The 25,901-nt window shown below is 58.8% G+C and carries 24 protein-coding genes and 2 pseudogenes; 8 read left to right on the top strand and 18 right to left on the bottom strand.

Annotated elements, in window-relative coordinates:
- The 3 genes and pseudogenes from A8G00_RS25495 to A8G00_RS16135 form a co-directional block, all read left to right on the top strand.
- Positions 1 to 134 (top strand): annotated as a pseudogene (locus A8G00_RS25495) (transposase); the annotation flags it as partial.
- A 575-nt stretch (positions 135 to 709) separates the two neighbouring features.
- Positions 710 to 1,491, top strand: a pseudogene (locus A8G00_RS16130) (IS5 family transposase).
- Between the two features lie 162 nt (positions 1,492 to 1,653).
- Positions 1,654 to 2,295 carry a hypothetical protein gene (locus A8G00_RS16135; protein WP_103001132.1) on the top strand — a complete coding sequence of 214 codons (642 nt, stop codon included), beginning with the start codon at positions 1,654 to 1,656 and terminating at the stop codon, positions 2,293 to 2,295.
- 278 nt (positions 2,296 to 2,573) lie between these two features.
- Here the strand turns inward: A8G00_RS16135 and A8G00_RS16140 are convergent, their stop codons facing one another.
- The 4 genes from A8G00_RS16140 to A8G00_RS16160 form a co-directional block, all read right to left on the bottom strand.
- The gene (locus tag A8G00_RS16140) at positions 2,574 to 2,957 is read right to left on the bottom strand and encodes a hypothetical protein (RefSeq protein WP_103001133.1); all 384 of its coding nucleotides are present in this window, start codon (positions 2,955 to 2,957) and stop codon (positions 2,574 to 2,576) included.
- A 197-nt stretch (positions 2,958 to 3,154) separates the two neighbouring features.
- The gene (locus A8G00_RS16145; RefSeq protein WP_103001134.1) at positions 3,155 to 3,775 is read right to left on the bottom strand and encodes a thermonuclease family protein; all 621 of its coding nucleotides are present in this window, start codon (positions 3,773 to 3,775) and stop codon (positions 3,155 to 3,157) included.
- A complete protein-coding gene (locus A8G00_RS24835; protein WP_146032601.1) occupies positions 3,772 to 4,107 on the bottom strand; it encodes a hypothetical protein in 336 nt (111 codons plus the stop codon). Before A8G00_RS24835 ends, A8G00_RS16145 begins: the two co-directional genes overlap by 4 nt.
- 723 nt (positions 4,108 to 4,830) lie before the next feature.
- On the bottom strand, positions 4,831 to 9,717 hold the full coding sequence (locus A8G00_RS16160) for an autotransporter domain-containing protein (RefSeq protein ID WP_146032602.1): 4,887 nt from the start codon (positions 9,715 to 9,717) through the stop codon (positions 4,831 to 4,833).
- A 411-nt stretch (positions 9,718 to 10,128) separates the two neighbouring features.
- On the opposite strand from A8G00_RS16160, the gene A8G00_RS16165 reads away from it, so the two are divergent.
- Positions 10,129 to 10,860 carry a hypothetical protein gene (locus tag A8G00_RS16165; RefSeq protein ID WP_103001138.1) on the top strand — a complete coding sequence of 244 codons (732 nt, stop codon included), beginning with the start codon at positions 10,129 to 10,131 and terminating at the stop codon, positions 10,858 to 10,860.
- A 56-nt stretch (positions 10,861 to 10,916) separates the two neighbouring features.
- On the opposite strand, the gene A8G00_RS16170 is transcribed toward A8G00_RS16165, so the two are convergent.
- The 3 genes from A8G00_RS16170 to A8G00_RS16180 form a co-directional block, all read right to left on the bottom strand.
- Complete coding sequence (locus tag A8G00_RS16170; RefSeq protein ID WP_103001139.1) at positions 10,917 to 11,564, bottom strand: hypothetical protein; 648 nt, start codon at positions 11,562 to 11,564, stop codon at positions 10,917 to 10,919.
- A 151-nt stretch (positions 11,565 to 11,715) separates the two neighbouring features.
- Positions 11,716 to 12,888, bottom strand: coding sequence for an adenylosuccinate synthetase (locus A8G00_RS16175; RefSeq protein ID WP_103001140.1), 1,173 nt, complete (start codon positions 12,886 to 12,888; stop codon positions 11,716 to 11,718).
- 1 nt (position 12,889) lies between these two features.
- Positions 12,890 to 14,005 (bottom strand): hypothetical protein, encoded by a 1,116-nt coding sequence (locus A8G00_RS16180; protein ID WP_216365625.1) that lies wholly within the window; start codon positions 14,003 to 14,005, stop codon positions 12,890 to 12,892.
- Between A8G00_RS16180 and A8G00_RS16185 the strand changes: the two genes are divergently transcribed.
- Together A8G00_RS16185 and A8G00_RS16190 are read left to right on the top strand one after the other, a co-directional pair.
- Positions 14,006 to 14,512, top strand: a complete 507-nt coding sequence (locus A8G00_RS16185; protein ID WP_216365626.1) for a hypothetical protein — start codon at positions 14,006 to 14,008, stop codon at positions 14,510 to 14,512. It abuts the gene before it with no gap.
- A gap of 384 nt (positions 14,513 to 14,896) precedes the next feature.
- Positions 14,897 to 15,334, top strand: coding sequence for a hypothetical protein (locus A8G00_RS16190; protein ID WP_103001200.1), 438 nt, complete (start codon positions 14,897 to 14,899; stop codon positions 15,332 to 15,334).
- Here the strand turns inward: A8G00_RS16190 and A8G00_RS16195 are convergent.
- The gene (locus tag A8G00_RS16195) at positions 15,331 to 15,894 is read right to left on the bottom strand and encodes a hypothetical protein (RefSeq protein ID WP_146032603.1); all 564 of its coding nucleotides are present in this window, start codon (positions 15,892 to 15,894) and stop codon (positions 15,331 to 15,333) included. The two genes, A8G00_RS16190 and A8G00_RS16195, sit on opposite strands and share 4 nt — an antisense overlap.
- A 416-nt stretch (positions 15,895 to 16,310) precedes the next feature.
- On the opposite strand from A8G00_RS16195, the gene A8G00_RS24840 reads away from it, so the two are divergent.
- Positions 16,311 to 16,580: a hypothetical protein gene (locus tag A8G00_RS24840; RefSeq protein ID WP_146032604.1), complete on the top strand. Its 270-nt coding sequence runs from the start codon at positions 16,311 to 16,313 to the stop codon at positions 16,578 to 16,580.
- A gap of 18 nt (positions 16,581 to 16,598) precedes the next feature.
- Here the strand turns inward: A8G00_RS24840 and A8G00_RS16200 are convergent, their stop codons facing one another.
- The 4 genes from A8G00_RS16200 to A8G00_RS16215 are packed head-to-tail and all read right to left on the bottom strand — an operon-like array spanning position 16,599 to position 19,173.
- Positions 16,599 to 17,243, bottom strand: coding sequence for a hypothetical protein (locus A8G00_RS16200; protein ID WP_103001201.1), 645 nt, complete (start codon positions 17,241 to 17,243; stop codon positions 16,599 to 16,601).
- A 14-nt stretch (positions 17,244 to 17,257) separates the two neighbouring features.
- Positions 17,258 to 17,989, bottom strand: a complete 732-nt coding sequence (locus A8G00_RS16205; RefSeq protein WP_103001144.1) for a GIY-YIG nuclease family protein — start codon at positions 17,987 to 17,989, stop codon at positions 17,258 to 17,260.
- 49 nt (positions 17,990 to 18,038) lie between these two features.
- Positions 18,039 to 18,611: a hypothetical protein gene (locus tag A8G00_RS16210; RefSeq protein WP_103001145.1), complete on the bottom strand. Its 573-nt coding sequence runs from the start codon at positions 18,609 to 18,611 to the stop codon at positions 18,039 to 18,041.
- A 37-nt stretch (positions 18,612 to 18,648) separates the two neighbouring features.
- On the bottom strand, positions 18,649 to 19,173 hold the full coding sequence (locus A8G00_RS16215; protein ID WP_103001146.1) for a hypothetical protein: 525 nt from the start codon (positions 19,171 to 19,173) through the stop codon (positions 18,649 to 18,651).
- 328 nt (positions 19,174 to 19,501) lie between these two features.
- On the opposite strand from A8G00_RS16215, the gene A8G00_RS16220 reads away from it, so the two are divergent.
- On the top strand, positions 19,502 to 20,146 hold the full coding sequence (locus A8G00_RS16220; protein ID WP_172451878.1) for an outer membrane protein: 645 nt from the start codon (positions 19,502 to 19,504) through the stop codon (positions 20,144 to 20,146).
- Between the two features lie 470 nt (positions 20,147 to 20,616).
- On the opposite strand, the gene A8G00_RS16225 is transcribed toward A8G00_RS16220, so the two are convergent.
- From A8G00_RS16225 to A8G00_RS16250, 6 genes are all read right to left on the bottom strand, one after another.
- Positions 20,617 to 22,647 (bottom strand): hypothetical protein, encoded by a 2,031-nt coding sequence (locus tag A8G00_RS16225; RefSeq protein ID WP_253258018.1) that lies wholly within the window; start codon positions 22,645 to 22,647, stop codon positions 20,617 to 20,619.
- 125 nt (positions 22,648 to 22,772) lie between these two features.
- Complete coding sequence (locus tag A8G00_RS16230; RefSeq protein WP_103001149.1) at positions 22,773 to 23,204, bottom strand: hypothetical protein; 432 nt, start codon at positions 23,202 to 23,204, stop codon at positions 22,773 to 22,775.
- Between the two features lie 532 nt (positions 23,205 to 23,736).
- Complete coding sequence (locus tag A8G00_RS16235) at positions 23,737 to 24,312, bottom strand: hypothetical protein (protein WP_103001150.1); 576 nt, start codon at positions 24,310 to 24,312, stop codon at positions 23,737 to 23,739.
- Positions 24,309 to 24,794: a hypothetical protein gene (locus tag A8G00_RS16240; RefSeq protein ID WP_172451879.1), complete on the bottom strand. Its 486-nt coding sequence runs from the start codon at positions 24,792 to 24,794 to the stop codon at positions 24,309 to 24,311. The genes A8G00_RS16235 and A8G00_RS16240 overlap by 4 nt, the downstream gene beginning before the upstream one ends.
- 153 nt (positions 24,795 to 24,947) lie before the next feature.
- Positions 24,948 to 25,307: a hypothetical protein gene (locus A8G00_RS16245; RefSeq protein WP_103001152.1), complete on the bottom strand. Its 360-nt coding sequence runs from the start codon at positions 25,305 to 25,307 to the stop codon at positions 24,948 to 24,950.
- On the bottom strand, positions 25,304 to 25,840 hold the full coding sequence (locus tag A8G00_RS16250; protein ID WP_103001153.1) for a hypothetical protein: 537 nt from the start codon (positions 25,838 to 25,840) through the stop codon (positions 25,304 to 25,306). Before A8G00_RS16250 ends, A8G00_RS16245 begins: the two co-directional genes overlap by 4 nt.
- Positions 25,841 to 25,901: the final 61 nt, after the last annotated feature.

Below are 25,901 nucleotides of genomic sequence, written 5' to 3' on the forward strand. Positions count from 1 at the left end.
TGGCCGCCGACGAGTTTATCCGCCGCTTCCTGCTCCACAGCCTGCCTGACGGTTTCCATCGCATCCGTCATTACGGCTTCCTCGCCAATGGCTGCCGCCGCGCCCGGCTGGCGACCATCCGTACCCTGCTGGCGACAGCGCTGCCGGTGTCCGACCTCGACCCGGTCTTGCCCCATCCCAAGCGCCACAATTTCGACCCGACCGTCTGTCCATGCTGCGGCGGGGCGTTGCGGATCGTCGCGACCATGCCGCGCGATGCCACTTGGCGCGCGCGCGGACCCCCGGCCGCGCCATGAGCCAGCGCTATTCCCTCGATCCTGATCATGACAGCACCACGGCAAAGCAGCCAGCTGGCGCAAGGAACGCCACAGCCATCTGCCGTCTGGAGCGACGTCACAAGGCCTGCCGCTCTCCCGCGGCCCACGCGCAACGGCTGCCCGTATCGTCTTCAGGCGGCACGAGCCTGTCTCCCTCCTCGATCTGCGGAGCAAGGTCCAGGCGCAACAATCGCAACGCCCCGCCATCACGAGCGGCGCCGCAGCCACTAATCCCATAGCACCTGCCCAGTCAGCGAGTGCGCTCAATCGGGCTTCAATGAGGTCGCGCAGCGCGCCAAGAGGTACGCTCAGCACCGCGCGACCTCACAGAAACCTCCGGATTCCCAAACAGGCTGACTTCTGATTCAAAGCTGCTCTTTGCGGGAGTGGCTATGGCTCGGGGTGACCTGACAGACGAGGAATGGGAAGTGATCGCGGGCCTGCTGCCATCGGAGCGTGGCCGCAAATCCCGCCCGGCTCATGATAATCGGCGCTTTCTCAACGGCATGCTGCACGTGTTGCGGGTCGGCTGTCCGTGGCGCGACATGCATGAACGCTATGGCCTTTGGAACTCGGTCTATGTGCGCTTCCGGCGCTGGGCCGAGCAAGGCGTGTGGGATGCGATCCTTGCGACGCTGGTCGAATTGGGAATGACGGATGACTGGCAGCACATGATCGACAGCACCACAGTTCGCGGCCATGTTTCGGCGGTGGGCGGAAAAGGGGGGCTTTTGCGCAGGCTTTTGGTCGATCACGCGGCGGCTTTACGTGCAAGGTCCACGCCCGCTGTGACAATCAGGGACGCCCTCTCGGCTTCGTCCTGACCGGCGGAGAAGCCTCCGACTATGGAGCCGTTGATGCCCTGATGGCGATCCCTGTCACCAAGCCCAAGGCCCTGCTCACCGACAAAGGGTATGATGGCGATGCTGTTCGCGAAAATCTGCTGATGCGCGGCATACTGCCGATCATCCCGCCCAAGGCGAACCGTCGCGAGCCCATCCCCTGCGACTTCCGGCGTTATCGCGACCGCAACCGCATCGAACGCATGTTCGGCCATCTCAAGCAGTTCCGCCGCATCGCCACACGATACGACAAAACCGCCTTGTCATTCGCCAGCTTCCTCAACCTCGCTGCCATACGAAAATGGCTGCCAAACTTTGTCAACGCGGCCTAGGAGATGTTCAACATAGAGGCCATCTATTCGACCCAGCCGACCAAGACAGCGCCGTCGCCGCAACGATGGAACGTAAGCTTCTTTCAGTTCATTGATCGAAGATATTTGCGTGTCAGTTCAACATGCTGCACAGGTCGGGACAGAACAAAGCAGAGGGATCACATGGGATTTACTAGAAGATTAGCCTTCGCCGTGCTGGCGGTGGTTTTGATTGTGCTGCTGCTCAAGGAACAGCTGCCTTCCGTTTTCGAAGGTAAACCGGTCCCAGGGTCCGACCGTTCAGCCGACATTGATTTCCCGGTGGTCATTCGCGTCAGGGGCGGCTTGCTGGAAGTCGCGAGCACGACTGGAACCAAAGCGTTCTCGGATGAAACCGATCCAACGATACTCGGCCAACGTATACCTTGGTGTCGCGAAAAATCGGTTTGGGCTGCCAAATACAAAATCACCTATCGCATGAAGTTAGGCGAACGATGGACAATCCGCGCCAGCAAGGGCCAACTGATCGCCCGCGTTCCGGAGCTTGAACCTTCGCTGCCGGTGGCCATTGACACGAACTCCCTTGCGAACACTGCCAATGAAAAATGCTGGTTTGCGCTGCCCATGAGTACCAAGGATCGTGTACTTAAACGGATTAGCAGCGACCTCGAGAAAATCGCGACCAGTCAAAAGGCCAAGGATTTCGCGCGGCCCCACGCTCGGAAGACGGTGGTCGAGTTCATCCGCACTTGGGCTTTCGAGCAGAAGGACTATCCCGACCTAGCTCCTGACGCCTCTATCAAGGTCATTTTCCCGGGCGAGTAGCACAAGGCTCCCATGCGCTGTTAGCACATGGGTGGCGGACCGCACTTTGCCTATCACCTCATCTCGCCGACTCGGCGTATGCTCGCTGGGTATCGGTGTTTCCTCCCCAGCACGGTTCTAATATTCCATGTGCCGACGCTCCATTTCATTGATGATCGCCGCTAGATTGTCGTGATCGTTCACGGCCACCCGGGCATGGTGCAATCGACCTCATATGTCCGCCGCTCCGGCCAGCGCCCCCTGCACCGCCAGCTCCATCGCGGCAATTTCGGCATCGGTCAGTTCGTCGAACTGACCGCGCTTGCTGTTGGAAAGGCGTCGCCATTCTGAAGCATCAGGCGGATCAGCAACGCGGCGCGGCGGTCCGGCATATCGACGATTGCGCGGACCCCTTCCATCGCACGGTCAAACATCGGCAAGAAGGCCAGTTCTTCGCGCAGATCCGTACGGACGGTATCGACCACGCGGTCATAGAGATATTCGGCGAGAGAGGTAGCGTCGAAGAAGCGATAGAGCAGCGCAGTGTCGCTGCGGACCGCGATCTCGCGCTCGCTGGTCCAGCCCCATTCGATCGCGCTTAACAGGGGTCTTGAGAAGCTTTCCAGCACCGCGTCGTAGCTGCGCTGATCGCGGACGATGGCGGCCGATACAGGGAAGATCATGCCGTCTGGGCTGAAACCTGTCTTGCTCAGTGGCAATCAACAGTCTCGACTTCGAGCTCGGTCTGAAAGTGCGTATGCCAGAAGGTTGATCGTTCGACGACGAGAATGCTGACCCTTTTGCGCGGCTGAAGGCTGCCGGCATTGAATGGGATCAACTTGAACTGAACGTCTGATGATATGGAAAGCGAGGCACTGCTCTAAATCAGTCGCCCCTGCCCCTCCGCTTGCCGCATTCGATGCTTCTGGCGACGCTTAAAGTTCCACGGCGGATCGGGATTGTTGCTCACCCATAATCCGCGCCAGTTCCGCCTGGCATCGTCCTGTGCATTGAAATATTCCGGTTCGCGATCGAACGCATATTGCTCTGTGACCCAGGCCCAACCGTTTACGATCATCTCCAGCTCGATATTGCGGGTAACGCACCGGGGTCTCGTCACCAAGCCAGATCCCCGCTTACCCTCATGATAATATTCCACCCTTCCGGGATCCATCTGCTCCGTTAAATATGCCATGCAGAGGAGGCGTTTATACGGGTCGATAGGTACGCCGCCCGTCGATTCCTTGCCAATCGGAAGCAAACGAAGCTTTTTGCCACCTACCAGCCCGAGCAGAAAGTCGCGGGCTTCGGGCCCGAAGGGCTGTTCCATTTCTGGTGCATCTATGAACGCGAACCGGAAAGGGATGCGCTCCACCCATGCCTCTCGCAGTGGGTGCCAAACATTTGCTAGGAAGCCGTCGCCGTCGAAAACCTTTAGGACCCGCACATCCAAGGCGTCGTCAGGCGCTATCGGACCCGGATCATCCGGTGCGAAAATCATTCAAATCCGTCATCATGATCCCAATCCACCGATACTTCATGTTGGTCATCAGGAAAATAAGCTACGAGCAATTTCGACGAAGGCGCCGGCGTGACGAGCAACATTGTGCAGGCCTGCTCAGGGACATCCTCCTCTGCCGCAACATCGCTCCAATCGCCGATGAGCTTAAACGCTCGGTGCTCATCGTGCGCTGTAGGAATTCCGGCATGATAACCTACCACGGTCACATGCGTCGCAAGCTCATCAACATCACTCCGCGGATCAACAAAGCGATCTCCTGCCAGCGCGACGATGTGTCCCTCCGAAAGTGCAGCTACCGGGATCTTGTTCATATTGATGCGCAATCCTTGACCAAACGCGTCGACCCGCTTGAGCCGTCGTCTCTGCCTCTCATCTACATCGATTTAACTGCCTATAAGTTAAAGCATTTCCGGTAGGCATCACAAATGCAGATTTTCTGATCATGCGCGGAGAGCCCGAAAAGTCTCTGAGAAGGGAAGCCTCCCCCGTACATACGCAGCTATGCGACTGGCACGTGAGAGCCAAGAGACGCTGTTCAGTCGGAGGCCGAGGGCAGTCCTGAAACCTTAAGCTCCTCCACGATGGCCCGGGCAAGCATCGGCGAGGCCCTCACGAGCTGCTGCAACTCCCGTGTTGCGCCGTCTTCCAGTCCTTGTGCGTATTCACCTGCCACCCAGGGGCGACCGACATGACCGGGAGCGGGCGTGAAAAAGCATAGTGCGCCGCTCCCGTTAGTCAAAGTCTGAACCCCGTAATGGGCAAGCCTCTCCATAATCAGACCCGCAATCGTCTTGAGAGGTTCTGTGCCTGTTCCAAAGTTGTTCACGTTCTGTTTACTCGTTGATTCTGCGCCAATATTTCTCGTTGGGGTGTGAATAAGTCACGCGACAGATTTGGACGCAGCAGAATTCTTCCACGTTCCAGTGCAGCGATCGACGTAGCTATCGTCCACCCCGCGCGCCCGAGAGCAAGGCGGGCAAGCAAACGAAAGGGCGCGCCGAAACCGCCGCGCCCTTCCATTGCTACTGGTTATGTCAGAAGCCGAAACTAATGCCAGCGCGGACCTGCCCGAGGCTATTGTGGCCGCCGAAGCCGTAACCGCCCGAGAGGAACAGGTTGACGCGCTTATTGACCGAGGCATCCACGCCCAGTTCGATCAGCCCGTTACCGTCCGGATCCACACCCTTCAGGCGGAAGGCGTCGCCGCCGCCAAGATACTGGACCGTGCGATCGCTGCCGATGCTGCCCTGGAAGCTGTACTGAACCTTCGCATAGGGACGATAGGCGATCCCATCGACATCACCGAGCAGAGCCCCGGCCTTCACACCCAGAACGGGCGAGAAGACGGTCTTGGAGGCGTGATCCACCTTCAGTCCGATGCCAGCACCACCTTCTTCGGTGAAGCCATTCATCGACCAGCGACGCAGCGCCAGCTTGCCGTAAGGAGTCACGACCAGACCGCTACCGGCGGTGAAGTCATAGCCCAACTCAAGGCTGGCATCCAACTGCTTGCCCTTGAAGTCGCCTTCGATGGTGCGAGCCAGGATCGCCAGGTCGCGTTCGACTTCAAACTTGGAGAAGCCGTAAGCCGCCTGGAAGCTGCCGTAGAACGGACCGAAGCCCTGGGTCGCATAGGCACCGATCGTATAGGTACGAACCTGCGCCTTTTCCGGCGAGCCCTGCGCGGTAACGTCGTGCTGGCCATAGCCAAAGCCGATGCCGAAGGCGCCGTCTTCCTGATAGGCCACGTCGAGACCGAAGGCACCACCATAGCTGTTGGTCTTGATCTTCGACGCACCCGACTTGGTGCCGCCCGTCTTGGCGAAGTTCGCCGACGGGTTGAACCAGATCTGGGTGCCCAGCGCCTCACCATAACCGCGGCGCGCGGCCAGACGGTTGACGGTGGTATTGAACACCGCGTTCTGATCGACCGCGGCCAGCGAACCATAGATCTCCGCCGAGGAAAGCTCGTTGAAGACCTGCGCCGCCTGTGCGCTGTTCAAGCGCCAGTCGAGACCAGCAGCGATGTTGGCGATGTCCTGCGCATTGGCGATCTCCGTAACCGAAGCAAAGCCATTGCCGCCAGCAGCGTCCGTCTTCACCCGAGCAATGACGTCAGCCAGCGCGCTGTCCAGACCCACGGCTGCCGAAGCGGCATTGGGATTGGTTGCGCCCGTGGCGTAGCTCTTTCGGGTCGCCTCGATCGAAACGGTCTTGGCGGTCGCATCATGCTTCAGACCGAAGGTGACGAACTGCGAGGCGAGCGTCGGTGCCGCGGTGGCAGTGACATTGCCGGTACCGGTATAGGTGAACAGCGTATAGCCGTCGCCCGTCGAATAGAGGCTATCCTTCGACACCGTCACCGCGACCTTACCGGCCAGGTTCAGGTTACCGTCCACAGTGACCGACGACGGGATCGAAAAGACACCGGCATTGGTCGGGGTGGTGAAGTAGGGAACACTGACCCCACCGGTGATCGGACCCAGCACTTCGGGTGCTGCGCCGCCATCGTTGACGGACAGGGTGCCAAAGCGGACCAGCGAGGGATTGACACCCACAACCGTCGTGCCGTTGGCAGTCTGGGTGTAGTTGCCCTGCTGATAGATCTCGATGCCCTTGATGGCTTCGGGACCCGGCGTGACGATGCTGTTGCCAACCGACTGAATGAAGGTCGGTGCACGACGGCCCAGGACAAGGGTGGCATCATTGTTGATGTTGCCCTTGATGCCGAAGACAGCATCGTCCGAACCGGCAACGTCCAACTGGAGCTCGCCAGCCTGCACGTTGAGATTGCCGACATCCATCGTCCAGCCTGCGGGCGTCGAGCCGTCAGCCGGAACATATTCGGCACCCGTCAAGACGAAGGTGCCCGCACCGGCCTTGTTGACCGTGTTGACGCCCAGCACGCGGACGGCGGTCGGGCCGAACAGGCCTTCAGCTTCTTCCGGCAGCGTGGCGGCCGGCGTGAAGTTGGCAGGCGAGGTCGAGGTAGCCGAACGGAGTTCGCTCGCGCCCAGGAAACCGCTGCCATTCAGGTTGACGGTCGTGTCGGTGAGGAAGGCCCCACTGTCGTCACGCTGTGCATCAATATCGCCAAGCGTGATCGAGCCGTTGTTCAGGTTGATCGCCGCCTTGATGTCGGCGGTCTTGACGGCAGCCTCGCCACCCACGGTCAGGTTAAACGCAGCCGGATCGACCTGCGAGGCATCGAGTGGCACCGCTGGCGAAAGCAGCGAAGACAGCGCGGACGCCACCTCGCTCTGCGTGGAAACCGCACCCGTTACAGCGAATCCGCCCGATACGCCGTTCTGGTCAACCGTATAGGTCTGCGATGCAGCAACCGGAGTCACAGTGACGTTGGTGGTGTTGATCGTCGCATCGACCGTGGCCGATCCGCTGAACACCGAGCCGCCAAGCGTCGTCGTACCAGTCAGGATGCCATTGTTGGTGAATGAGCCCGTCAAACCTTCCAGTTCGACATCGCCAAAGGCGTTGCCGCTGTTGGTGAAGCTGGCGTTGCCGCCCACCGGCATCGCGGCAACCGTCGCAGCGAGGGTACGGATGCCAACATTGGTCGGGTTGGTGTCGGTCAACGTGACAGTGCTGTCTGCATCCAGAGCCGAAACGCTGAACAGATTGCCCCCGGTGCCCAAATCGCCATTGTTAACGAGCGAAGCGGACGTCAGCCCCTGAACTTCAGCATCGCCAAGAACGGTGCCGTTGTTGATGACCGAAGCGGCGCCGCCGACTGCGGCGGCGCTGAAGGTCGACGCAACCGTGGCGGGCGTGAAACCGTCCGCAGCGTAGGTCGTGACCGTCTCATCGCTGCTGCTTTCGCCCAGGCTGTTGGCGAACAGATTGCCGCCCGTACCCGTGGCAGCATCACCGATGACGCTACCGTCTTCGACCGTGATGGAGGCACCCCCGACGCCAGAGGCGAAGACATTGCCTGCAACGCTCGGCACGCCTTTACCCTGCAGCGCAGCGGCCGTGTCGATCACGACATTGGCCTGGCCACCAGCATCGGCGAAGCTGTCAGCGAAGGTTTGCGACGTCAGCGTGTTGAGGCCGCCGGCAATGCTGTATTCCGAGGTGGAACCGCTGCTCGATGTGGACGCGAACGCGCTGGCGCTCACCGAACCGCCAACAGTACCGGTGATGGTAGCCGTAGCGTTGCCGAAGCCCGCTGCAACGGTCGCATCCCCATCGATTCGGCCGGCGTTGTTGAGCGTGGCATCAGCAGCGACAGCTGGAGCCGACACGGTGAACAGCGACGTGTCGACCTGAGTGCCGTCTCCCGACGCATCTGTCGTCCGCGTGCTGGAATTCGTGGACGAGGCATCGCCTACGGTGAAGAATGGGCCATTCGGAACAGCCGTGCTGACGAACACATCCTGTTCAACCTTGGCTGCCGAGCCGATTGCTGCCGAAGCAGAGGCACCGCCCACAACGCTCACATTGCCGTTAACCAGACTGCTTTCCTGAAGCGAGACGGAAGCGTCTCCGCCTGCCCGCGTCTGATTGAACTGCGTGCCGCTTACCGAGGTGGAACCCTGGAAAACGCCCGCGTCATAGGTGTCGGTGTCTTCCGAGGTGAATGCCCCGTTGAACGCCACGCCCTGGCTGGTCGAGGAAACATTGCCCGATACCTTGCCGCCGTTGATATTGACTGCGCTCGCAGTATCGCCGCGGGAGGTGACATCGCCATTGCGGCCCGAATCGCCTGGCGCGACCGTGCCGGAAATGTTGACCGTGCTCGTGCCGCCGGTCGACGCAACATTGAAGGTGTTGTTGCTGCTGTTCACGACCGAGCCGGTGCCCGCCGCGTCGCGCGAATCGGTCGAGACAGCCACATTCTGCGTCGCGTACGAAGATCCAGACGCTTCGGAGTAGGTGTCGCCATAGACGGCGCCCGTCACGGTCGCCGTGCTATTCGTGCCGCTCAGCTGAGTGATGCTGCCGTCATTGCCAGCACCGAAGTTCAGCGAGCCATTGATGCCCGCATAAGTACCATCGATATCGCCACCGACGGTCTGCTGCGAAGTGCTCGACTGGGTGGTGGTGGTGGTGCCCGAAACCGTGGTCGTCGGACCGGTCGAGGTGAAGGTCGTGTTGCGGCTGAAGGCATCAGTCTGACCCAGGACCTGGCCGTTGTTGGCGATCGTGATCGCGCCGGACTCGGATCCCACGGACACATCGCCGCTGATACGGCCCGACGCGGCGTTGGTAAGGGAGACCGCCCCTTCGCTGGTCGAGGCAAACGCGCTGCCTGCAACATCGCCGCTGTTGGAGATGCTGACGGTGCCGGTCGTGGCCGATCCATCAAGGTCGCCATCAACGGTGCCGGCATTGGTGATCGACACGTTGGCGGCGTCGAGCGCCTGCCCGATCAGGCTGCCACCCACTTCACCGGTCAGTCCATTTGCGAGCGTGACGTCGCCAAAGCCAGAGCCGACGACATTGCCGCCCACCGAGCCGTTGTTGGTAACTGACACCGCGGCGCCAAAGTCCGTGGCGCTTACGCTCCCGACGACTTCGCCATTGTTGGTGGCGGTGAAGCTGTTAGCGGCACTTGCCGCCCCCACTCCGCCGAAGCTCAAGCCGGTCACGCGACCGTCATTGGTGAGGTTTACCGCGCCGTCACCCTGACCCGCCGCAAAGCCTCCCGCAACGAAATCATAGCCGACGCTCGCGCCGCTGATATCGGCGCCGCTGGCAATCGTCACCGTGAGGTCGGGATTGGCTGGCGTGGTGATGGCCGTAGCAATGTCGGCGTTTACGGCTGCGCCGGTTCCTGCGCCGGTCGGCACGCTCACTGTGGCGGGAGCCGCCAATGCACCACCAGCGTTTGCGAGCAGAGCCGCCGCTGGTATGGAGGCTGACAACAGCAGCATCCGGTTGAACCTCGACTTCTTATTCATTCAAAACCCCTATTGGCTGCGATTCTCAGGCAGATGAGCGGCAAACGACGGGCGCCAGTGCTTTCGCGTACGCAAATGGCTTTGCGCTGATGTTGTCCGGAATTCCCCCCACCACACCTGTAGTTGCGCAAATGTGCGCAACATGCGCAAACATCTATGTCTAGACCGAAAGCCGTGCAAACCTTTTTTGCACAAGCGCGCCCTCAAAAATGACAAAAATGGTCGCAACATTGAAGCTTCAGCATGTCGCGCCGCAATTTTTCTGTTGTATTTGCGCAAATATGCGCTTGCAAATTTGCGCTATTATAGTTTGCGCAGAAGTGATCGAAGCGCATATTGATGCAGGCGCGACGGACGACGGCCGCACCTGGTCGTGGTTGGCTGTCGCGCTAGGAAAACGGGCGCATACACATGTCTTTTGTCGGTGAGTGGGATCAGGATAGAGCCCGCAGCCTGATCGGTTGCCTGATCAAGGAGACCGGGTTTTCAGCAAGCCAGATTGCACGCCGCTCAGGTCTTGCGCCCTCCACGCTCACCCGGATCTATCCCAACCCCACGGTCGGCTATTCGCTCTCCCAACAAACCGTCGCCAAGCTCAGGGCCACGTTTCCGGATGCATTTTCCATCTGCGAAACGGATGAATTGCCGCTGCGATCTCCGGCATCCGACATCACGCTGAAGGACGATCCGGCCCTTCCCGTGCTTCCGAAGCAGAACGGAATCCCAGTATACGCGGCGAATGTTCACTTTCCTGAGGAGAGTGGCCTAGCTTTTTCTGAGCAGCTTGAACTCTGGGAGGCCGATCTTTCTCGTCCAGTTGCCTATATGGTAGCACCTTTCGGGCTGGGCGACACCGATCGCTACCTTGTCATGTATATCCCTGGCGAAGCTATGGAACCGCGATTCAGAGCCGGCGAGCGAGTGCTATTTGACCGCATCAAACCGGCATCGATCAATACGGACGTGCTGGTCCAGCTGCGAGATGAATCAGGGCGCTCATTGTGGATCGCGGGTCGACTGCTAGCCCGCGATCGCAACCTTATCGAGCTAAGGCAATATCGCGAACAAGCGACGGCATCGATTCCCCACGGCCAGATCAAGCAAGTTTTCCCGATCATCGGCATGATCGACGACAACCTCTGATCGACTGAAAGCACCGCCCCTCTCCTGGCGCGCGGCACATGCACCAAATGACGCGGTCAGCGCGCCGCTACAGAATTCATCGCTTTTTCTATGCCCGCCCATTCATGCTCATGTGTGCCGACATGATTTTCCATTCCGGGCTTCGTCAGACAGCCTTTCGGACTGGTGTAGCTGTGGATCGTTCTGGCTGGTTGCTCAAACCAGGATATGTTGAAAGCCCAGTATTTGGGAAAGAAGTAGAGACTGGAGTAAGGCAGATGATCATGGATCCACCATGCAAGCTTCTGCCAATCGCCCTCCTCCTGGAAGGCATCCCAAAAGGACGGAACAATGATACAGGCCGTCGCCCCCATCATACCGTCGCGCTTCCGATCCCAAATATGACTGGCGTAGTTCCGTTCGTTGGAAGCGCAGTTATAGTCCGCTTTACCGGCATTCATCATCTCAGAGCCAAGTCCGTTGACTTCGCAGGAACGGAATGCCGAGCGTATGGCGATTCGTCCGAAGCGGTCCTGTAGCGGCTCAAGCAGATCCTGACAGAGACGGCTGCCCGCGGTGATAGCGAGATCGGGATCATCCGGAACGTTTGAAAGGCCATGGATCGCCGCGATGTCCGAGAACAAAAAGTCGCGCATGAAAAACGACTTTGACAGCCGCACCCTTCCAAATTCGCTCAGACTGGCGACGCTCACCGGCTTTTTCATAGACGCTCCTTTTCTTTCGCCTTTGCTAGTCAGATGCGACATTTCCGGTCACAGTCGATGGCCATCTATTGCACTGGGCGCCAGCATCCACAGATCCTCGACAATCGTCTTAATCGCGGCACTGGCAACGCGGATGATTGAACTTTTGACTTCATTCGTTGCTTGGAGTCCAAAATTCAGCGGTCCACGGAAGGCGGGTAGCCATCTCAAGCTCCGCCATCATCTCTCGCACTGGCCCGCCTCGCACCTCAGCGCCGTCGATCCACCCCAAGCGATCATCCCTGGCCTGATCCAGACAGGTGATCGCAAGTGACGGCGTGACGGCCATGGTATCACCGGCCACGGCCAGGTCAGCCGCGATACGGCGGCCGAGACGAGCCGGATCGAGAAGGCCGAAGCGCAAGGTTTCCTGCCAAGGATTGGGAAGGTTGGTTGCATCATCTACGCTGAACCAGTGATCAATCGACCTTTCATCCTCCATCCCTCCACGTCCATGACGGGTGAGATAGCAGCGGGTGACGTAGATCGCTTCAAGCTCCCCAATCTCCGCCTCTGTGGCGATCGCAGTGATGTTGGCAAGGCCCGTACTGGAGCGCGTGACGAAGGGGAAACCAGCTGCACCCTGGTCGAGAAGTAAGCCCTGCGCTGCTTCAAAGATGATCGGCCCCCTCCTGGGCAGATCGGCATCGGACTGCAGCACAACCCGTTCCGAAAAAGCCCGGCACTGCTCCACGAAGCGCTCAAGCAATGCATCTGCCGCCGCAAATGCCAGCGGGCCAGCGTTCAGGTCGATGCCGAGTTCCGCGCAGCGCACAGGCAACCATTCATCCCGGATTGCCCGCAACTTACCCGCAAGATCAGGCCTACAAAGATCTGCAACTGTCAGCGCGCAGGAAGTCTGCTCGGAGCGCCCTACCGTCTCTCCAAAACCAAGGCCACAGCTACCATGCCGGCGTCCGCCGCGCGCCAGTTCCACCGCCTGATTGACCATCATGTCCCACGGGGTCGTTACCCAACCGCGCGGATCCGCCGTGACCTGGGGCGGGTCGCCGAAACCGATCAACGTCTCCCGTTCATCGGCAAAGAGGATGGGATGCGAAACCATGAAGCGTGACAGATGCGTACGTCCCTGCCGCAGCGTTGCCGAACCGAAATGATGAAACACATGACGCCGCCCGCCCGTCACCACGGTATGGCCTGCCTGCGCGCCACCATTGCTGCGCACTACGACGACATCTGGGCCAAGGGAAGCAGCCAGCCAGTCGACCGTCCGCCCCTTGCCCTCATCACCATAATTCGCGCCGATCACGGCGTAGGCGCGCATCTCAAATCCTCCCCAGCCCGGCCCAGGGAAGGCGCCGCAGCGGTTCAGGCAATAAGCTGGCAAGACCGCTCGTGGCCCTTGCGTGACGACCGCTCGCAAATTCAATCGTGGCAACGATCGTTTCAGCAAGCCGCGCCGGGTCCTTCAGATGGATGACCCGTTCGGGAAGGATCGCCTCCCACGATGCCCGCACCTTCCGCATGTTGCGCGCCGCGTAGCTTCCATCGACGATGATGTGAAAGACTTCATAGCCCGCGCTTGCCAGCTTCACCGCTTCGCGGCCCGACACACCCCGCTGCGCATCGATGCCCAGCACTCGAGCCAATTGATCACGCTCAACACCGTCCAACACGGGTTCGTCGCCGACCGTGAACAGGAAACCTTTGCGGCGGCGCTTCTCCATGGCGTCGTGCTCGGTCTTGAGGCCGGCGAAGACATGGGCGAGGCAATAGCTCTCCCCCTCATTGCCGCCACCGCCGCCTTCCAGCCAGAGCTGGCGCAGCTGCTCGACGATGCGCAGGTCCGCCTCGAATTGCGTGACCTGCAGCGGCGCCCTGTCGCAATAGGCATCCCCGATCGCCATCGCCATGACATGAGGATCGCTGACCGGCCTGCGATCCATCAACATCGTGAACGTTTCGTTCAGTCCGCGCACAACCAGCTCTTCCGCCAGCATGCCCATCGATCCGGTTACATCGACCCCGATGATGATCGGCGTGGAATCCGGATTGTCGGCGCTGTCGCGCGATTCCCGAATGCCGATCCGCATCGGATCATAGGCTGCATCCATGCCCCGGGCGCCGAAAAGCTCGCTGCGGCTGCGCCCATGAACCGAACGGGCTGCATAGGCCTCCCAATCGCGGGCGCTCCAATTTCCATGTCCCATGGTCAATCTCCTCATCGACTCAATAAACGTCATTTTGCATTTTATTAGATAAGATGCAAGATGCAGTTTATGATCCCGTCGTTCGAAAAGCCGATCCTGACCGTTGACATCGTTCCGCTCACATTGAGCGAAGACCGATTGTGCGTGCTGCGCGCGCGACGTGGCGCCGAACCTTTCGCCGAGCGCCAGGCCTTGATTGGCGGCTATGTCCATGTCGGTGAGGACAGCCATTTGGGCGATACGGCGCGACGGGTGCTCAGCACGAAGGCGGGACTGACCGATCTCTATGTCGAACAGCTCTCAACTTTCTCCGGCGCGGATCGCGATCCACGGGGATGGTCGGCCAGCGTCGCCTATTTTTCATTATCCCCCCGCGAACGACTGGAGCCTGCGTTGAAGATCGAGGGACTGGAACTCAAGCCAGTGGAAGTGGCCGAGGGGATGCCCTTCGACCATGACAGCATCCTTGCTGCCGCGGTCGCGCGCCTGCGGGGCAAGGGCGCCTATTCCGATCTGCCAGCACGTTTCCTGGGGCCGACGTTCACCTTGGCGGAATTACACGACGTCTATGAAATTGTCCTGGATGAAAAGCTAAACATCGACGCCTTTCGGAGGAAGGTGATCGAACGAGGTTTTCTGGAAGAAACCGGAGAAAAGCGTCGCGAACCCGGGGCCAATCGCCCCTCCCTTCTCTACCGGCTCAGAAAAGGCCATTCCGTCTTCGACCGCCGTGTCTGAATGCCGCGCATCGGCCCGGTCTTCCATTCAGACCATTAGCCCGACGCCGCCCGCTGATCGGCTTAATCTGGCCGATTCGAGAATAGCGGGTTAGAGGCTGGCGACTCGGCAAAGCTGCCATCCCCGCCGCCGGTGAACCTGCCGCGGCGCCATCGACCATGTTTGGCTGCTCTGTCTTACAGGCCCTTATGAGGAAGGCTACAATGGCAAACAAGGACTTCCAGACTGGTCATTCCTTAATCATCAATTTTTCACGCCCATGCACGCTTGGAAAATGCGAGTCTTGCCTTCCTAATGATGCCACCCCAAAAGCTGGCCCTGTGTCACGGGCACGATCGCATATAGGTGCGCGATCCGAGACATATGACAGGTATGGAATTTTCGATGTCGAACGCACAGCCGAAATCAGATGCGTATAACCCAGAAGGCCCCTGTGTCGGGATATTCTGGCGTGTACCGACCTCCAACGGGCCGAAACTGGTCAGCCATGTCGTCAGCCTCAATGACGCAGATGAATACGGCGATTTCCTGACCCATCCAACTGGACATTATGAAATCTGGGAAGCCTGGCGCGCCGCCGGGACGGCCGCCTTAAAGCGGATAGGTTTGCCGATAGAAATTGTCTCATCTGAGTATGAGGAACATCCACGCGGTCGCGTCGTGTTCGACCGCCGCACGGAGCAATTCATAGTCTATGCGGATCGAAGGCTGCAGAAGGCCGCAATCATTTCTGACATAGCGGAACTGTTCGCCATCGGCGGCCATCCCCACATAGTGCGATCCGATTCACACTATGTCGCTCGGCCCATGTCCGATCGTTAGGAGGCCATCAGCGCTTTCACCCTTTCGATCTGCGTTGCCTTCTTTGCTCGATCAGGATGGGGTAGGCCAATGGCCTTGACCTCTTGGCCACTGGCAGTCTGATAGGTGTGCCAGTTCAAAGGTTCGACCAGCGGACGTATCTTCTGACTTTCCAGTGTCGGAGGGAACTGTTCCCAGCCCTTTATTGTGAACACAAATAGCTTGTCCGGTTGATACTCGTCGAGGATTCGCAGAACCCGGGCGCGCCCCGCCTCGTTCTGCTCTTTGGTGCCATTATTGCTCCATTCCGAGCGGGCGCCAACGATACTGGGAACGAAATTGAAGAAGAGCACGGAATTCCAGAAAACCGCCAGATCCTGGTATCCGAAATATCCAGGTACTCGATTGAAAAATTGTAGATCGTCATAATCACCTGAAATCACGTTCTTCAGACAATTCTCAGTCATTGCGGCATGATCCGGTTCATCGGACGTGTGTGAGTGGCCCGCGATAGCAATCCGTTGCCCTGCGATGCTGCTTTGTTGATAGCCAGCAGGGCACCATACGCGATGCTCGATCATCTTATTCCCCTTAAGTTACCTTGAAACGGCCCACCCTTCGCATATTATTCATATAGGCACGATTCCTTGTTCAGTATCAATGGTCTAATTGATAGAATTCCCGTTTGTGAGCCGCGAGCCGGTGCCGATTCGTCAAGGGGTATTTCCAAACAGGCTCTTCGCAAAATAGCTGACGGTCCGCTGTGGGTAATGGGATTTGGGCGTCGAACGACTGTGCATGGCGCTTTGCTGCCTGCTCATGAACGCCGTGTGCTGTCCCTTCGCTGACCGAGCCCTGCTCTTCGGAACACACGCGGTCTGATTGGAGCCATAAGAGTCCTGCGAGCACAGCGCACGCGAGAGCGAGGCTCCCGGCCCTTAGCCGGGAGCTTGGTGGAAAGCTTGAAGGGCACGATGGCCTTCTCTATTATTTGCAGATGGCTGATGATTCCGCGCCGCAGGAGGGCTTCGACGTTTTTCTAGATCCGCCAGGTGGCCACGCCTGGGGGTTCCCCAAGAAATTCGATCAGTCCTTCGGCAACGACGTGAACGGCTGGCTTTTGGCCAACGGCTATCCGGAATCTGAGATTGCTCAGTGGCCGGACCGCAGGGTGCCATGCTGGGCGAAGAAGGTTATAAAGCATGAATCTGGTCGCGAAGTGATTTGTGCGGCTCCGGTCAAGCCTTCGGAACCACGATCAGCATAGCTGAAAGCGATCATTCGGTTAGGCTAGCCTTGCCTTGACCCATTCCATGATGGTCGACTTTTTGTAAGGCGAGTATCGCGTCAGATGGGGTACAACCACGACGGTGATGCTATTCGTCCCCAAGCTGGCTTTGAAGGCATGGCAGGTAAAGCCGGGCTGCTCAGCCGGAATGCTCTCAACCTCGCTGGGTTCAAGGAATGCACGAAGATAGGCGAACGCTGACTTTTCAAGGCCACTTCCGAACGCGAGAATCGCCCGAGGTTGAACGCTTTCCAATATGATTTGATGAAGCGGCCAGCATCGTCGAGCGTCGCCGTCCATATCTTGGTGTGTCGTTATTCCGGTCGATCGGGTCATCACGATATTGCTGGCAGGAACGTCGCGCGGCTCAAAACCGAGCCCTGCCAAGAATCGAGTCACCTGTTTTTGAAGCTTAGCCTGCCCAGGTGGTCGGCCTTCCCAGGAAACGTCTAGATACTCGTTAAACCCGTTCGTGCTGTCGTCGAGGGACTCACGCAGGGTACTCGGCAGCGCACCACCAGGGTTTGTCCCAAGAAAATATATCGGAAACGGACCGAGGGTTGAGGCCGAGCTATATAGCACCTTGCCCGGCATGTCGGCCAGCGCAGCATCGGCCGACAGGCGCTCGCGCAGCGCCGCCATGCACGCCGTCGCGATCACTGTTGCTTGAAATCCTGTAGATGAAGGCGATCACTGCGAAAATATCCGCCTTCGATATAGCCTACCAACCATGATGAAGAGACTTGTCCTCCCTGGGTGTATGCCGACTTGTTGCCCGTGAAATCTAGGGCGCTCAGCAACAGAACCAGTTCCTCTCCCGTGACGCCAGGATTGGCTTCGGCAACCGTGTATATCTTCCCGAAAACGCTCGTCCGAGACAGCGGCTCTCTTGGACCTGCCATCAACCGGGTATAACGCAGTTTAAACTTCGCAGGGATGGCGTTCGCGTCGCCGGATTCCGTATGATCAGCCGCATACTTACGATGCTCGATGCCATCAAGCTTGCGTGAGGGAGCATAGGTCTGGGCGTTCGTCAGCGGGCCTGTACCTTCAGCTAGACGACCGATGGAGTTGATCAACTCCTCCTCCCGGCTCCAAGGCTCGACCATGTGTACGCTGTCGATAGTGCGAACAACCTCGCCGCCTTTGGCCCATATCGACCGGATGGCCTCGACCTTGGCACCCGAACGCGCCGGATCGCGGGCTTCTTCTTCGTGAGCGAACAAACGCCCTCCTTGCCCGATTCCAACATAAAAGGGTGTGCCTAAGCCCCCATGCATTAACTCTCCATCTGGTACACGCAGCAAATAAACGTAATGGGGGCCGCCGCCAGAGGCAGCAATGAACTGAGCCAAGTCCGCGCGATCGGTAATCTGCCGGTTGTTCATATCCCCCCTTTACGGCCAAGCCGGATTTGATGCTCTAAGACTTATACCATTACCGAACCGCTGCCAGCAATTGCGCCGCCAACGGCCCGTCGATGCACATGCGTAGGGCGTTCAGAACATCGTGCCGCTCATCGGTGTGGCGCGGCGCGCCCTTTGCGGTCGCATCGACATAGTTGGCGAGAGCCGTTTCCAGTTCGGCTGTACTCCCACGCTCCATGCTCGCCAAGAACGCGCATGTAGCCTGCCCCGCGACCTTCCGAACCCTATCGAAATCCGTCGTGCGGAACTGATCCTTGCGTCCGACATCGAATTCTGCCGCCAGCGCCTTCTGCAAATATATCTCAGCCTGGCGAAGATCCGGCCCCAAATCTCTCGGCAGGGGAGCAAGGAACAAAAAACGCCATGGGCATTCGTGCTTGATCGACCCGCGCTTCAATTGCTGCAAGCGTCTCCACGCATCGTTGGTCATGCCTTTGACCCCAATGACACCGGACCTACAAAGGCCCGGATCGCCTTCGGATATCATCACGTAGATTCCCGCCGTGATGGCCGATAAATAAACCCGGTCGTCTAGTCTTGCGTCATCGACCCATTTCGAATCTGGCGCGCAAATTTTGGACATGCGTTTACTCCAACAATAAAATTAAAATGAGAAAAGCCTACAGCAGAGTGCCGTCAAACTTCCGACAACCGTTCACATTCCATTCCGGTTGAAGATGTTCGATGAGCGCTTCTTCCTCAACGCTTTGAAGTGTGACGCCAAGGCCAAAAACCTCCGCCTTGGTTGCTTTGCGGAACCACAACTCAACCTGATAGCCATCACGGAAAGCGGCGCGGAGCAGCCTAGCGTTTTTGAGGCCCGCGCTGCTTCCGGTGAAACCGTTCTGATGCTGTCCATGCCGTTTCCGGACACCTTTCCCAGCCTTGCCAACATATTTGATCGTTCCGGTTACAGTCGCGTCGGCCCGAGCCACCCAACAGTAGACGGCCGCATCCGGGCAAGGATCTATGTTCTTCGGCACGCGCACGTCGTGGCTCTCTCCGCACTCCATCTTCCAATTTTCTGCAGAAATATCCCGCGGTCGATTGCGCATGAAAGGGGAGGCACGCTCACTCATCTCGAACGTGCCAGCGAAAATGAAATGCTTTTGAAGAAGCTCGTCATGCTTGATCATACCGAACATCCCGTTTTCCGTTCTTTAAACGGATTGTTGAGAGCATCTGCTCGCGCTGTCGCATCTGTTCATCCGAGCCTTGGCCTTTGGTACCGTTAGGCTAGGCAAACCAAGTTAACAGCGCTTAAACGGAAACAGTTGGTCGCAATCCCCAATTGAGGTCGCGACGTTGATCGGCCTCTGATCCTTAAGCATCGGGTGCGGACGGTAGGGAAGCGGGCGTCGTCACATTCCGGCAGCAGTTCAGAGGGTTGACCCATTCTTGAGCGACTTCTAGATGCCCCTTCGGGTCGCAACCGTAACGATAAGATATCGCGAACAACCCAAGGGGGATCAATTGAACAAGCTTGCAGTCGCTGCGCTGGCCGTCGTCGCCGGTGCCTCTTCCGCTCACGCAGAAACCTTTTCCGGCCCGTATATCGGCGCGCAGATCAGCCGTGATGCCTATGAAGTGAAGGCCGAAGGCACCGACCTCGGCTTCGCTGACCTCGATCTGGACGGCATCAGCGCGAATGGCGTCGGTGGCGGCCTCTATGTCGGCTATGATTACGCCCTGACGAACAACGTCTTCTTCGGCGTTGAGGCGAATGCCAACTATTCGGGCGCAAGCTCATCGGTGAGCCTCGATGACGGCACCGACAGCATCAGCGGGAAAGTCCGCGCTCGTGAATCCTTCGGCGCTAGCGCTCGTCTGGGCTTCATGCTCGCTGAGAGCACCGGCCTTTATGCCAAGGGCGGCTGGCAGTCGACCAAGTTCAAGCTGAGCTACTACGACGGCGTTGATGCCTACACCGCGAAGGACACCCAGGACGCTCTCGTTTATGGCGCTGGGCTCGAAACGCGCATCGGCGCTCAGACCTCGATCCGGGTTGAGTATCTGATCGAGGACTATGGCAGCGCCGGCCTCAATCGCGATCTCGACACGAACGGAATTCGGGTCGACAACAACAAGCTCTCGCTCGGCATCTCCTGGCGCTACTAAGCGTCGGCTGAGCTGACGAAGAAGGGCGTCCCCAAAGGGCGCCCTTTTTTGCAATTCTCAACTGGCCCCGCTTATCACAGTCGGCGGGGCGCTTTTTGGCCGAGGCATCGTTCATGCGACAGCGGTATCGCTGGAAAGACCGGCATGATGATCTCGTAGCCAAGGGCAATCCTTGGCCTGCGCGGATCGAATTCGCTCTGCTTGCGGGGTCTGCCGCCCTCGTCGCTGGCAATTATCTATACGATAGGCTGTTCTAAGGAGCCCGGTTTGCGCGGCAGGATCGGCGGACTGCCTGTGGGCAGATTGTTCCGCGGCGAAGGCGGATTGCGACCGCACGAGCATTGGTGATCAATGTCGCGTTCTTCCTATCCGAATCAGTAGGATCCCGAGCAGTTTCACTCTGCGACCCGAAGGCTTGGCTTATCCAAGTTCTCTACTGGGGTCGGCTGAGCCGGCCCCACTTTTTCACATCAAGCAGCTTCCCATACCCGGTTTAGAATCTGAGCGGCCATCGCCGCCTTGTCCTGCGGAAGGAACCGCCCATAATGCTTGGCTACCATCTCCGGCGTGTCCTGGATGGCATAGCTTGCCTGTTCGTAGGAGCCGGTGTGCTTGAGGATGTGCGTGGCTAAAACGTCCCGTACGTTGTGGGGCCCATGCGGCAACAATCCCCTGATCGCACCTCTCCCAGTATAAGGATTGTAGACACCATAGCGCTGGATCACGAGCCTCCATGCCTCATAGAACGTGTTCTGGTTGTATGACGCGTCCCGGCTGGTCCTCTTGACCGTCTTGACGAAAAAAGTTCCAGGGTCCTCCGCACCGTTGAGCAAGGCAAGACGATGCCGCTCGATATAGGCGCTGATATGGTCATAGAGGCCGCCGAGATCGGGCAGGACCAGCCGAAAGGGCTTGCCGGCGAAGAAGGATGAATGGGAATTTTTGAACGCGACAGCAGGCACAAAAACTTCCCAGCCATGGTTGCGCTCACTCCAGCGAATTTCGCCGCGCTTCTGCGCCTCAAGCTGCCGTTCTGAACGCGGCAGATGCCCGCGCGGGCAGACCATAAGCTGCCGTAAATTCTTCTGTCGCAATCCAAGATGTAGGCCCAGGCGAATGAGGAGGTAGGAGCGAGCCACTTCCGCGGCTGCACGCGGAAACCGCCGCGCGTCTGGGCGAAGCTTCAGAATTTCATCGGCAATCTTCAGATATCCCGCCACCGGACTGGAGGCCTCGAGAATCGGCAGTATCGGCTCGAACGGATCACGATGGATCCGCGCCACCCGCTCCACTTCCTTCACACGTGCGCCAGCATGTGCATGGAGAAAATCGCAAGCGCCCTGCCAATCGGCACGCACAGCTGCGACGTCATCAGCCGATATGAGTCCTGCAACCGGCACGAGGCGTGAAGCGAGTTCTGGATGCTGACGCAGCCAGCCAGTCTCGGAACGGACCAACGCCATGGCATTGCGCAGCATGTCGCATTCCCAGCGAGTGAAGAAGCCGCGCCGCCGCTCACGCCACTGGACATACCAATCCCAAACGCGCGGAAAGATGAGCATGGCGAACGAGATGTCCTTGAACGGCACGCCATGGCCATGAACGGCCCCCGACGGTGAGGCCGCCAAGGCGCCGAACATGAGGCCGAAATGCTCGATCTTCTGGGCCGTAGTTTCCTCGTTCCAAACCCCAATGCGCTGGAAGCCGATGTCGGTGAGGGTAGCGGTCTTGAAACGGATAAGCTCGGTCAGTTCCGACACCAGATGAGGCAGCGCATCCACCACGCCGATATGATCCGCCTGGTCATCGAGATCGTAAACCTCACCGCTCGCAACCGACGGTTTTATCTGCTTGCCTGTCAGAGAAGGAAACCGGATCGCGTAGCGCAGCTTCATGGCTTGCGCCTGAAAGCGGCGATATTCGGTGGCGCCGGAGATCACGACGTTCTGAACCCAATCCAGGATCTCCTTCTGCTCCTTAAGCGGCCTTGAGTTGAAATCATCGGGCAGGTGCCAAGCCAGCCGCCGCTGCTCAGCTCTCGGTAGCCCCTTCACCAATAGACCCGAAGCCGCGCGCGCGGGATTCGGCAGCTTCGATTTGAAGTAACCTAGTGGCAAATCGTACCGCCGCTCAATTCGCGTTAGCAGCTCAAGGCTGGTCGTGCTTTGCGGTGTGCGACGTCCCTCGACCCACGATTGCAGGGTCGCGCGATCAGATTTCTCCCCGGGCCGAACAATAGAACGGTGGAGTTGATAATAGCTCTCGGAAAAGCGCCCCAGATGGAGGACGAGCGCTTCGCGAAAAGAGGGGGGATCCACCCAATCTGTGAACTTTGGAATCGGGCGTTCCACGATCGGCACAGGCTTGCGCGCCCGCTTCGATGAGGCAGATTGATCCCCGTCGCCGTTACTCCGGCGTGTTGTTCTTAGCATCGTTGAGATTTCCAAATTTTGATGGTCATTATCCAGCTTGGGCTGGCGACGCCTGAGATGCAGACGCAAAAAGCATGACGGCAAAGCTTCGCCTTCAACGTACCCCGCATCGATGACGACAAGTTCCGCGTCCGTGCGCGATCACGGCCTGCCAGGCATTGCTACGTCAATATTAGCAGGACCGGGCGTCGAAGCTAACGACAGATGCCGGCCGTCATTCCCCGCAGCCTACCTTCTAGCCGCTGGCGTGAGGCATGCAGTGCTGTCAGCCGTTCGGCAGCCTCTTCTTCATCTATGACCATCGACTCTCGGACGGCTTCGCCGGATCTGAAGGTGAGCATCTTCAGCACCAAATGCCATCGGCCACGATGATCGACGGTCACCGTCGCCGTCCCGTGGCACAATAGGGACCGGAAGGTGTGATGTACGTTCCATTCGGCAAGCGATTTAGCTACGCCCTTCCCCTCCGCAGCGAACGCACCATTTTCACTCACCAATTCGCCCAACGCCGCGAAGCGCTGGCCAACAAGGTGCGGAAGGCTAACTGCTTCGCCACGCCCAGGCACTTCCGATAGGAACAGGAGCGCTTCGCTGACGGCTGCCTCGGCTCGGGCGAATTCGTCCATGGCGCGTCCTCGCCATAAATTGACATTGCTCCAAATTGACGGCCATGTGTCGGTCGCAGGTAGCGCCAAAGGAGTGATAGCAAGCACCGTTCGGCCTTATTGTTCATTCCTTGCTAAGCCGTTAGCTCTGATCAACATTCAGGTCGAGCAACGCCGCTTGCCCTCTGAGGCGGGCTTGTTCATGATACGCCGAATGTCCAAAAATTCTGTCGCATAGGCGAAGTGGACCACAACGAAAGCAGGTTTGCCACAGCGGAGGACGACTACCAGATCATGCCTCGCCCGGACGCAGACGGCGGCCGGGTGTTCCCGCAGCAGCCACAGGTCCAAACGTATAACGCGGCGAGGATAACCGACTGGGAGCTTCGGCGCCTTTAGCCACCCAAGTTTATTAATTTGACGCTGGGACACCCCATGCTTCAATCTGCCACGCGTTGCTGCGAACGGCCGGTGAGACTTCCTCATGGTACCTCCCGGATCATCAGCCGCAGCAGGGATCCATTGGCCCACCTAGTTGGCGGCTCAATCAGCTTCATACTGCTTCCACCCCGTTGAACGCCAACCAGCTGGCAAGCGCTTCAGCCGCACCTGCATCGGAGCAAGTGTCACGCGCGTGCAGACCAAACCCATTCGCAGTCAGCCGCCGAGCTGGCACCAATATGTGGACATGGGGTTCATTCGCAGAGCCCGCCAGGAATGGCGCATGCAGGACGAGGACAGCGGCAAGTTGCAGCTCGCGCACGAAATAGCGCAGCGCCCAGGCGCGGACCAGTTCCCAATCTGCGTGGAGAGGGCGGTCGGCATCCAGAACGATATTGAACTGAGCATAACCATTCCGTTCGATGAGGGGCTGGGTAGCATCATAGCGTTCGAGCAAATAGCGAAGGTCCGCATATTCCCCCGGCGCACTGCTCGGAAGGAGGAGGTCATGCCGAGCCGCCTGATGACCGGAGGGGTTGAGCTTTGCCAACACCGGGGCGGCAATGCCGATACGCGCCCCGTCCGACTTCCAATACCAACGCATGTAGCGAAACTGGGGATGAGCAGGCCAATCGAGATAGAAGCAAGACAATTCCTCTGGACCCGCCTTCGATTTCTTCTGGGTCATGCGACATCCCTCCCTGCCGGCTGGGCCTCGGCCGCACTCGGCGGATAGAACGAGTCCGGCAGCATAGGGGGATTGAGGAAGAGCCCCTGACTGTCAGCCCTGACGGTGCAGGATTGGTCTTCATGCGCGGGAACAAACCAGACCTGTCCGCCCAAAAGGCTTTGCCGATAATCCGACAGCCACTCGCCTTCGCCGTGAAAAAGAATATCGAAGCTGCATTGATATGCGTCGAACCGGACGAGCAGAGTGTCCATGCCGTAGAGGTCACCGATCTGGCCGAACAGCTGCTGCCCAAGGGGCCGAAATGCCGACGTACCAAGGATTAAGAGGTTGGCTTCCTGAAGCAGGAGCACTCCACCCCCAAAGGCCGGATCGAAGCTGATAGGCCCGCCGATTTCCCAAGCGACCTTGATCATCGCGCGCTGGACTGCGTCACGGACGAACGGGATCGTTGGCGCACCCGAGCCGGGCTGCGCGTTCATCGAGCTAAACATATTTATTATCTTCCTTTTAGGGGCGCGATCCGCTGAGCTTGGACGCGCATCACCCCAAGATTTTCATCTCATCTGCTCAGTCACCTGAGCTCTTCTCATCCGATCGAAACCGCTGCCGCTTGGTGTCGGCAGCGCTCATCTTCAATCGTCTTTTGGGTACCGGAGGTTCAGCGATATCATCGGCCGCCCGAGCGGTTTTGTGAAACCGGCCCCATGCTCCTTACAAAGGGTGGCATAGAGATAATTACCGACCATCAGCTCACCAGCAGCGCCACACTCTTGGCACATGCGGGTCGAACGCTGCTCAGCGGCTGCAATGAGCGGCGCTGCCGCTTGGTCAGGCCGATCGATATAGACTCTCAGTTCCCCGAACTTCTCTTTGGCTTGGGTCACTCTCACCGAAATACCCGCCGACTGCAGATCGGCCAACAGCTCGCGAAACAGCGGTCGCCATCCGGCCGGGAGGTACGATTCCCAAAGCAAATTCTCGTCGTGGCTCATACGAAGTTTCCTCCGATTTCCGCGACCCAGCGAAGATCGGCGATCCGCAAGCCTGTCTCAGCAGAGACCGGATCACCAAAAGGTGCTCCAGCTTCCTCTGCAACCCCGGTCGACCGAATGCTAAAAAAGCAGGGGTCGAGATCCCTATCCCGTGGATCTGCGACTATCTTCAGCGGCGAATCAAAGTCGGCAGACCAGAGCCGCAGACCGCGGTGGAGGCGGACCTCACCGGCCCGAGCGAGAATCAGCGAAAGATAATAAGTCTTCCGCCTCGAGGTGTCGCGCCCTGGCTCAAGGATAAGGATGTCCGTTCGTGTCTGACGGACTATCTCGATCAATTTGCCGAATGAAATTTCGCGGCGCCAGTGACCAAGAACGAGTCCGGCGCGCTTACCGTAACGATATCCGCTCAGGATCTGCGGGAATAGCGCATCGCAGGGTTGAGTGGCCCAGCCCGCCATCTTGGCAAGCGCGCGTGCGGCCTCTTCACCGTCCGAGATCCGCTGCCGATCTTCGTCATTCACATATACCATATCTGGTCTCTTCGATTTGGCGCGGAGGCGGCTGCCCTCCGACGCCTGAGGAACATTTCAC

The organism is Sphingobium sp. SA916 (assembly GCF_002894065.1).
GTDB lineage: Bacteria > Pseudomonadota > Alphaproteobacteria > Sphingomonadales > Sphingomonadaceae > Sphingobium > Sphingobium fuliginis.

What these genes read in the sequence shown, in the direction of transcription:
- A8G00_RS16135 (WP_103001132.1), top strand. Translation starts at nt 1,654, where the DNA reads ATGGGATTTACTAGAAGATTAGCCTTCGCCGTGCTGGCGGTGGTTTTG.
- A8G00_RS16140 (WP_103001133.1), bottom strand. Translation starts at nt 2,957, where the DNA reads ATGATCTTCCCTGTATCGGCCGCCATCGTCCGCGATCAGCGCAGCTAC.
- A8G00_RS16145 (WP_103001134.1), bottom strand. Translation starts at nt 3,775, where the DNA reads ATGATTTTCGCACCGGATGATCCGGGTCCGATAGCGCCTGACGACGCC.
- A8G00_RS24835 (WP_146032601.1), bottom strand. Translation starts at nt 4,107, where the DNA reads ATGAACAAGATCCCGGTAGCTGCACTTTCGGAGGGACACATCGTCGCG.
- A8G00_RS16160 (WP_146032602.1), bottom strand. Translation starts at nt 9,717, where the DNA reads ATGAATAAGAAGTCGAGGTTCAACCGGATGCTGCTGTTGTCAGCCTCC.
- A8G00_RS16165 (WP_103001138.1), top strand. Translation starts at nt 10,129, where the DNA reads ATGTCTTTTGTCGGTGAGTGGGATCAGGATAGAGCCCGCAGCCTGATC.
- A8G00_RS16170 (WP_103001139.1), bottom strand. Translation starts at nt 11,564, where the DNA reads ATGAAAAAGCCGGTGAGCGTCGCCAGTCTGAGCGAATTTGGAAGGGTG.
- A8G00_RS16175 (WP_103001140.1), bottom strand. Translation starts at nt 12,888, where the DNA reads ATGCGCGCCTACGCCGTGATCGGCGCGAATTATGGTGATGAGGGCAAG.
- A8G00_RS16180 (WP_216365625.1), bottom strand. Translation starts at nt 14,005, where the DNA reads ATGGCTGTCCTCACCGACATGGACATAGCCGCCAATCAAGGCCTGGCG.
- A8G00_RS16190 (WP_103001200.1), top strand. Translation starts at nt 14,897, where the DNA reads ATGTCGAACGCACAGCCGAAATCAGATGCGTATAACCCAGAAGGCCCC.
- A8G00_RS16195 (WP_146032603.1), bottom strand. Translation starts at nt 15,894, where the DNA reads ATGATCGAGCATCGCGTATGGTGCCCTGCTGGCTATCAACAAAGCAGC.
- A8G00_RS24840 (WP_146032604.1), top strand. Translation starts at nt 16,311, where the DNA reads ATGGCTGATGATTCCGCGCCGCAGGAGGGCTTCGACGTTTTTCTAGAT.
- A8G00_RS16200 (WP_103001201.1), bottom strand. Translation starts at nt 17,243, where the DNA reads ATGGCGGCGCTGCGCGAGCGCCTGTCGGCCGATGCTGCGCTGGCCGAC.
- A8G00_RS16205 (WP_103001144.1), bottom strand. Translation starts at nt 17,989, where the DNA reads ATGAACAACCGGCAGATTACCGATCGCGCGGACTTGGCTCAGTTCATT.
- A8G00_RS16210 (WP_103001145.1), bottom strand. Translation starts at nt 18,611, where the DNA reads ATGTCCAAAATTTGCGCGCCAGATTCGAAATGGGTCGATGACGCAAGA.
- A8G00_RS16215 (WP_103001146.1), bottom strand. Translation starts at nt 19,173, where the DNA reads ATGTTCGGTATGATCAAGCATGACGAGCTTCTTCAAAAGCATTTCATT.
- A8G00_RS16230 (WP_103001149.1), bottom strand. Translation starts at nt 23,204, where the DNA reads ATGGACGAATTCGCCCGAGCCGAGGCAGCCGTCAGCGAAGCGCTCCTG.
- A8G00_RS16235 (WP_103001150.1), bottom strand. Translation starts at nt 24,312, where the DNA reads ATGACCCAGAAGAAATCGAAGGCGGGTCCAGAGGAATTGTCTTGCTTC.
- A8G00_RS16240 (WP_172451879.1), bottom strand. Translation starts at nt 24,794, where the DNA reads ATGAACGCGCAGCCCGGCTCGGGTGCGCCAACGATCCCGTTCGTCCGT.
- A8G00_RS16245 (WP_103001152.1), bottom strand. Translation starts at nt 25,307, where the DNA reads ATGAGCCACGACGAGAATTTGCTTTGGGAATCGTACCTCCCGGCCGGA.
- A8G00_RS16250 (WP_103001153.1), bottom strand. Translation starts at nt 25,840, where the DNA reads ATGGTATATGTGAATGACGAAGATCGGCAGCGGATCTCGGACGGTGAA.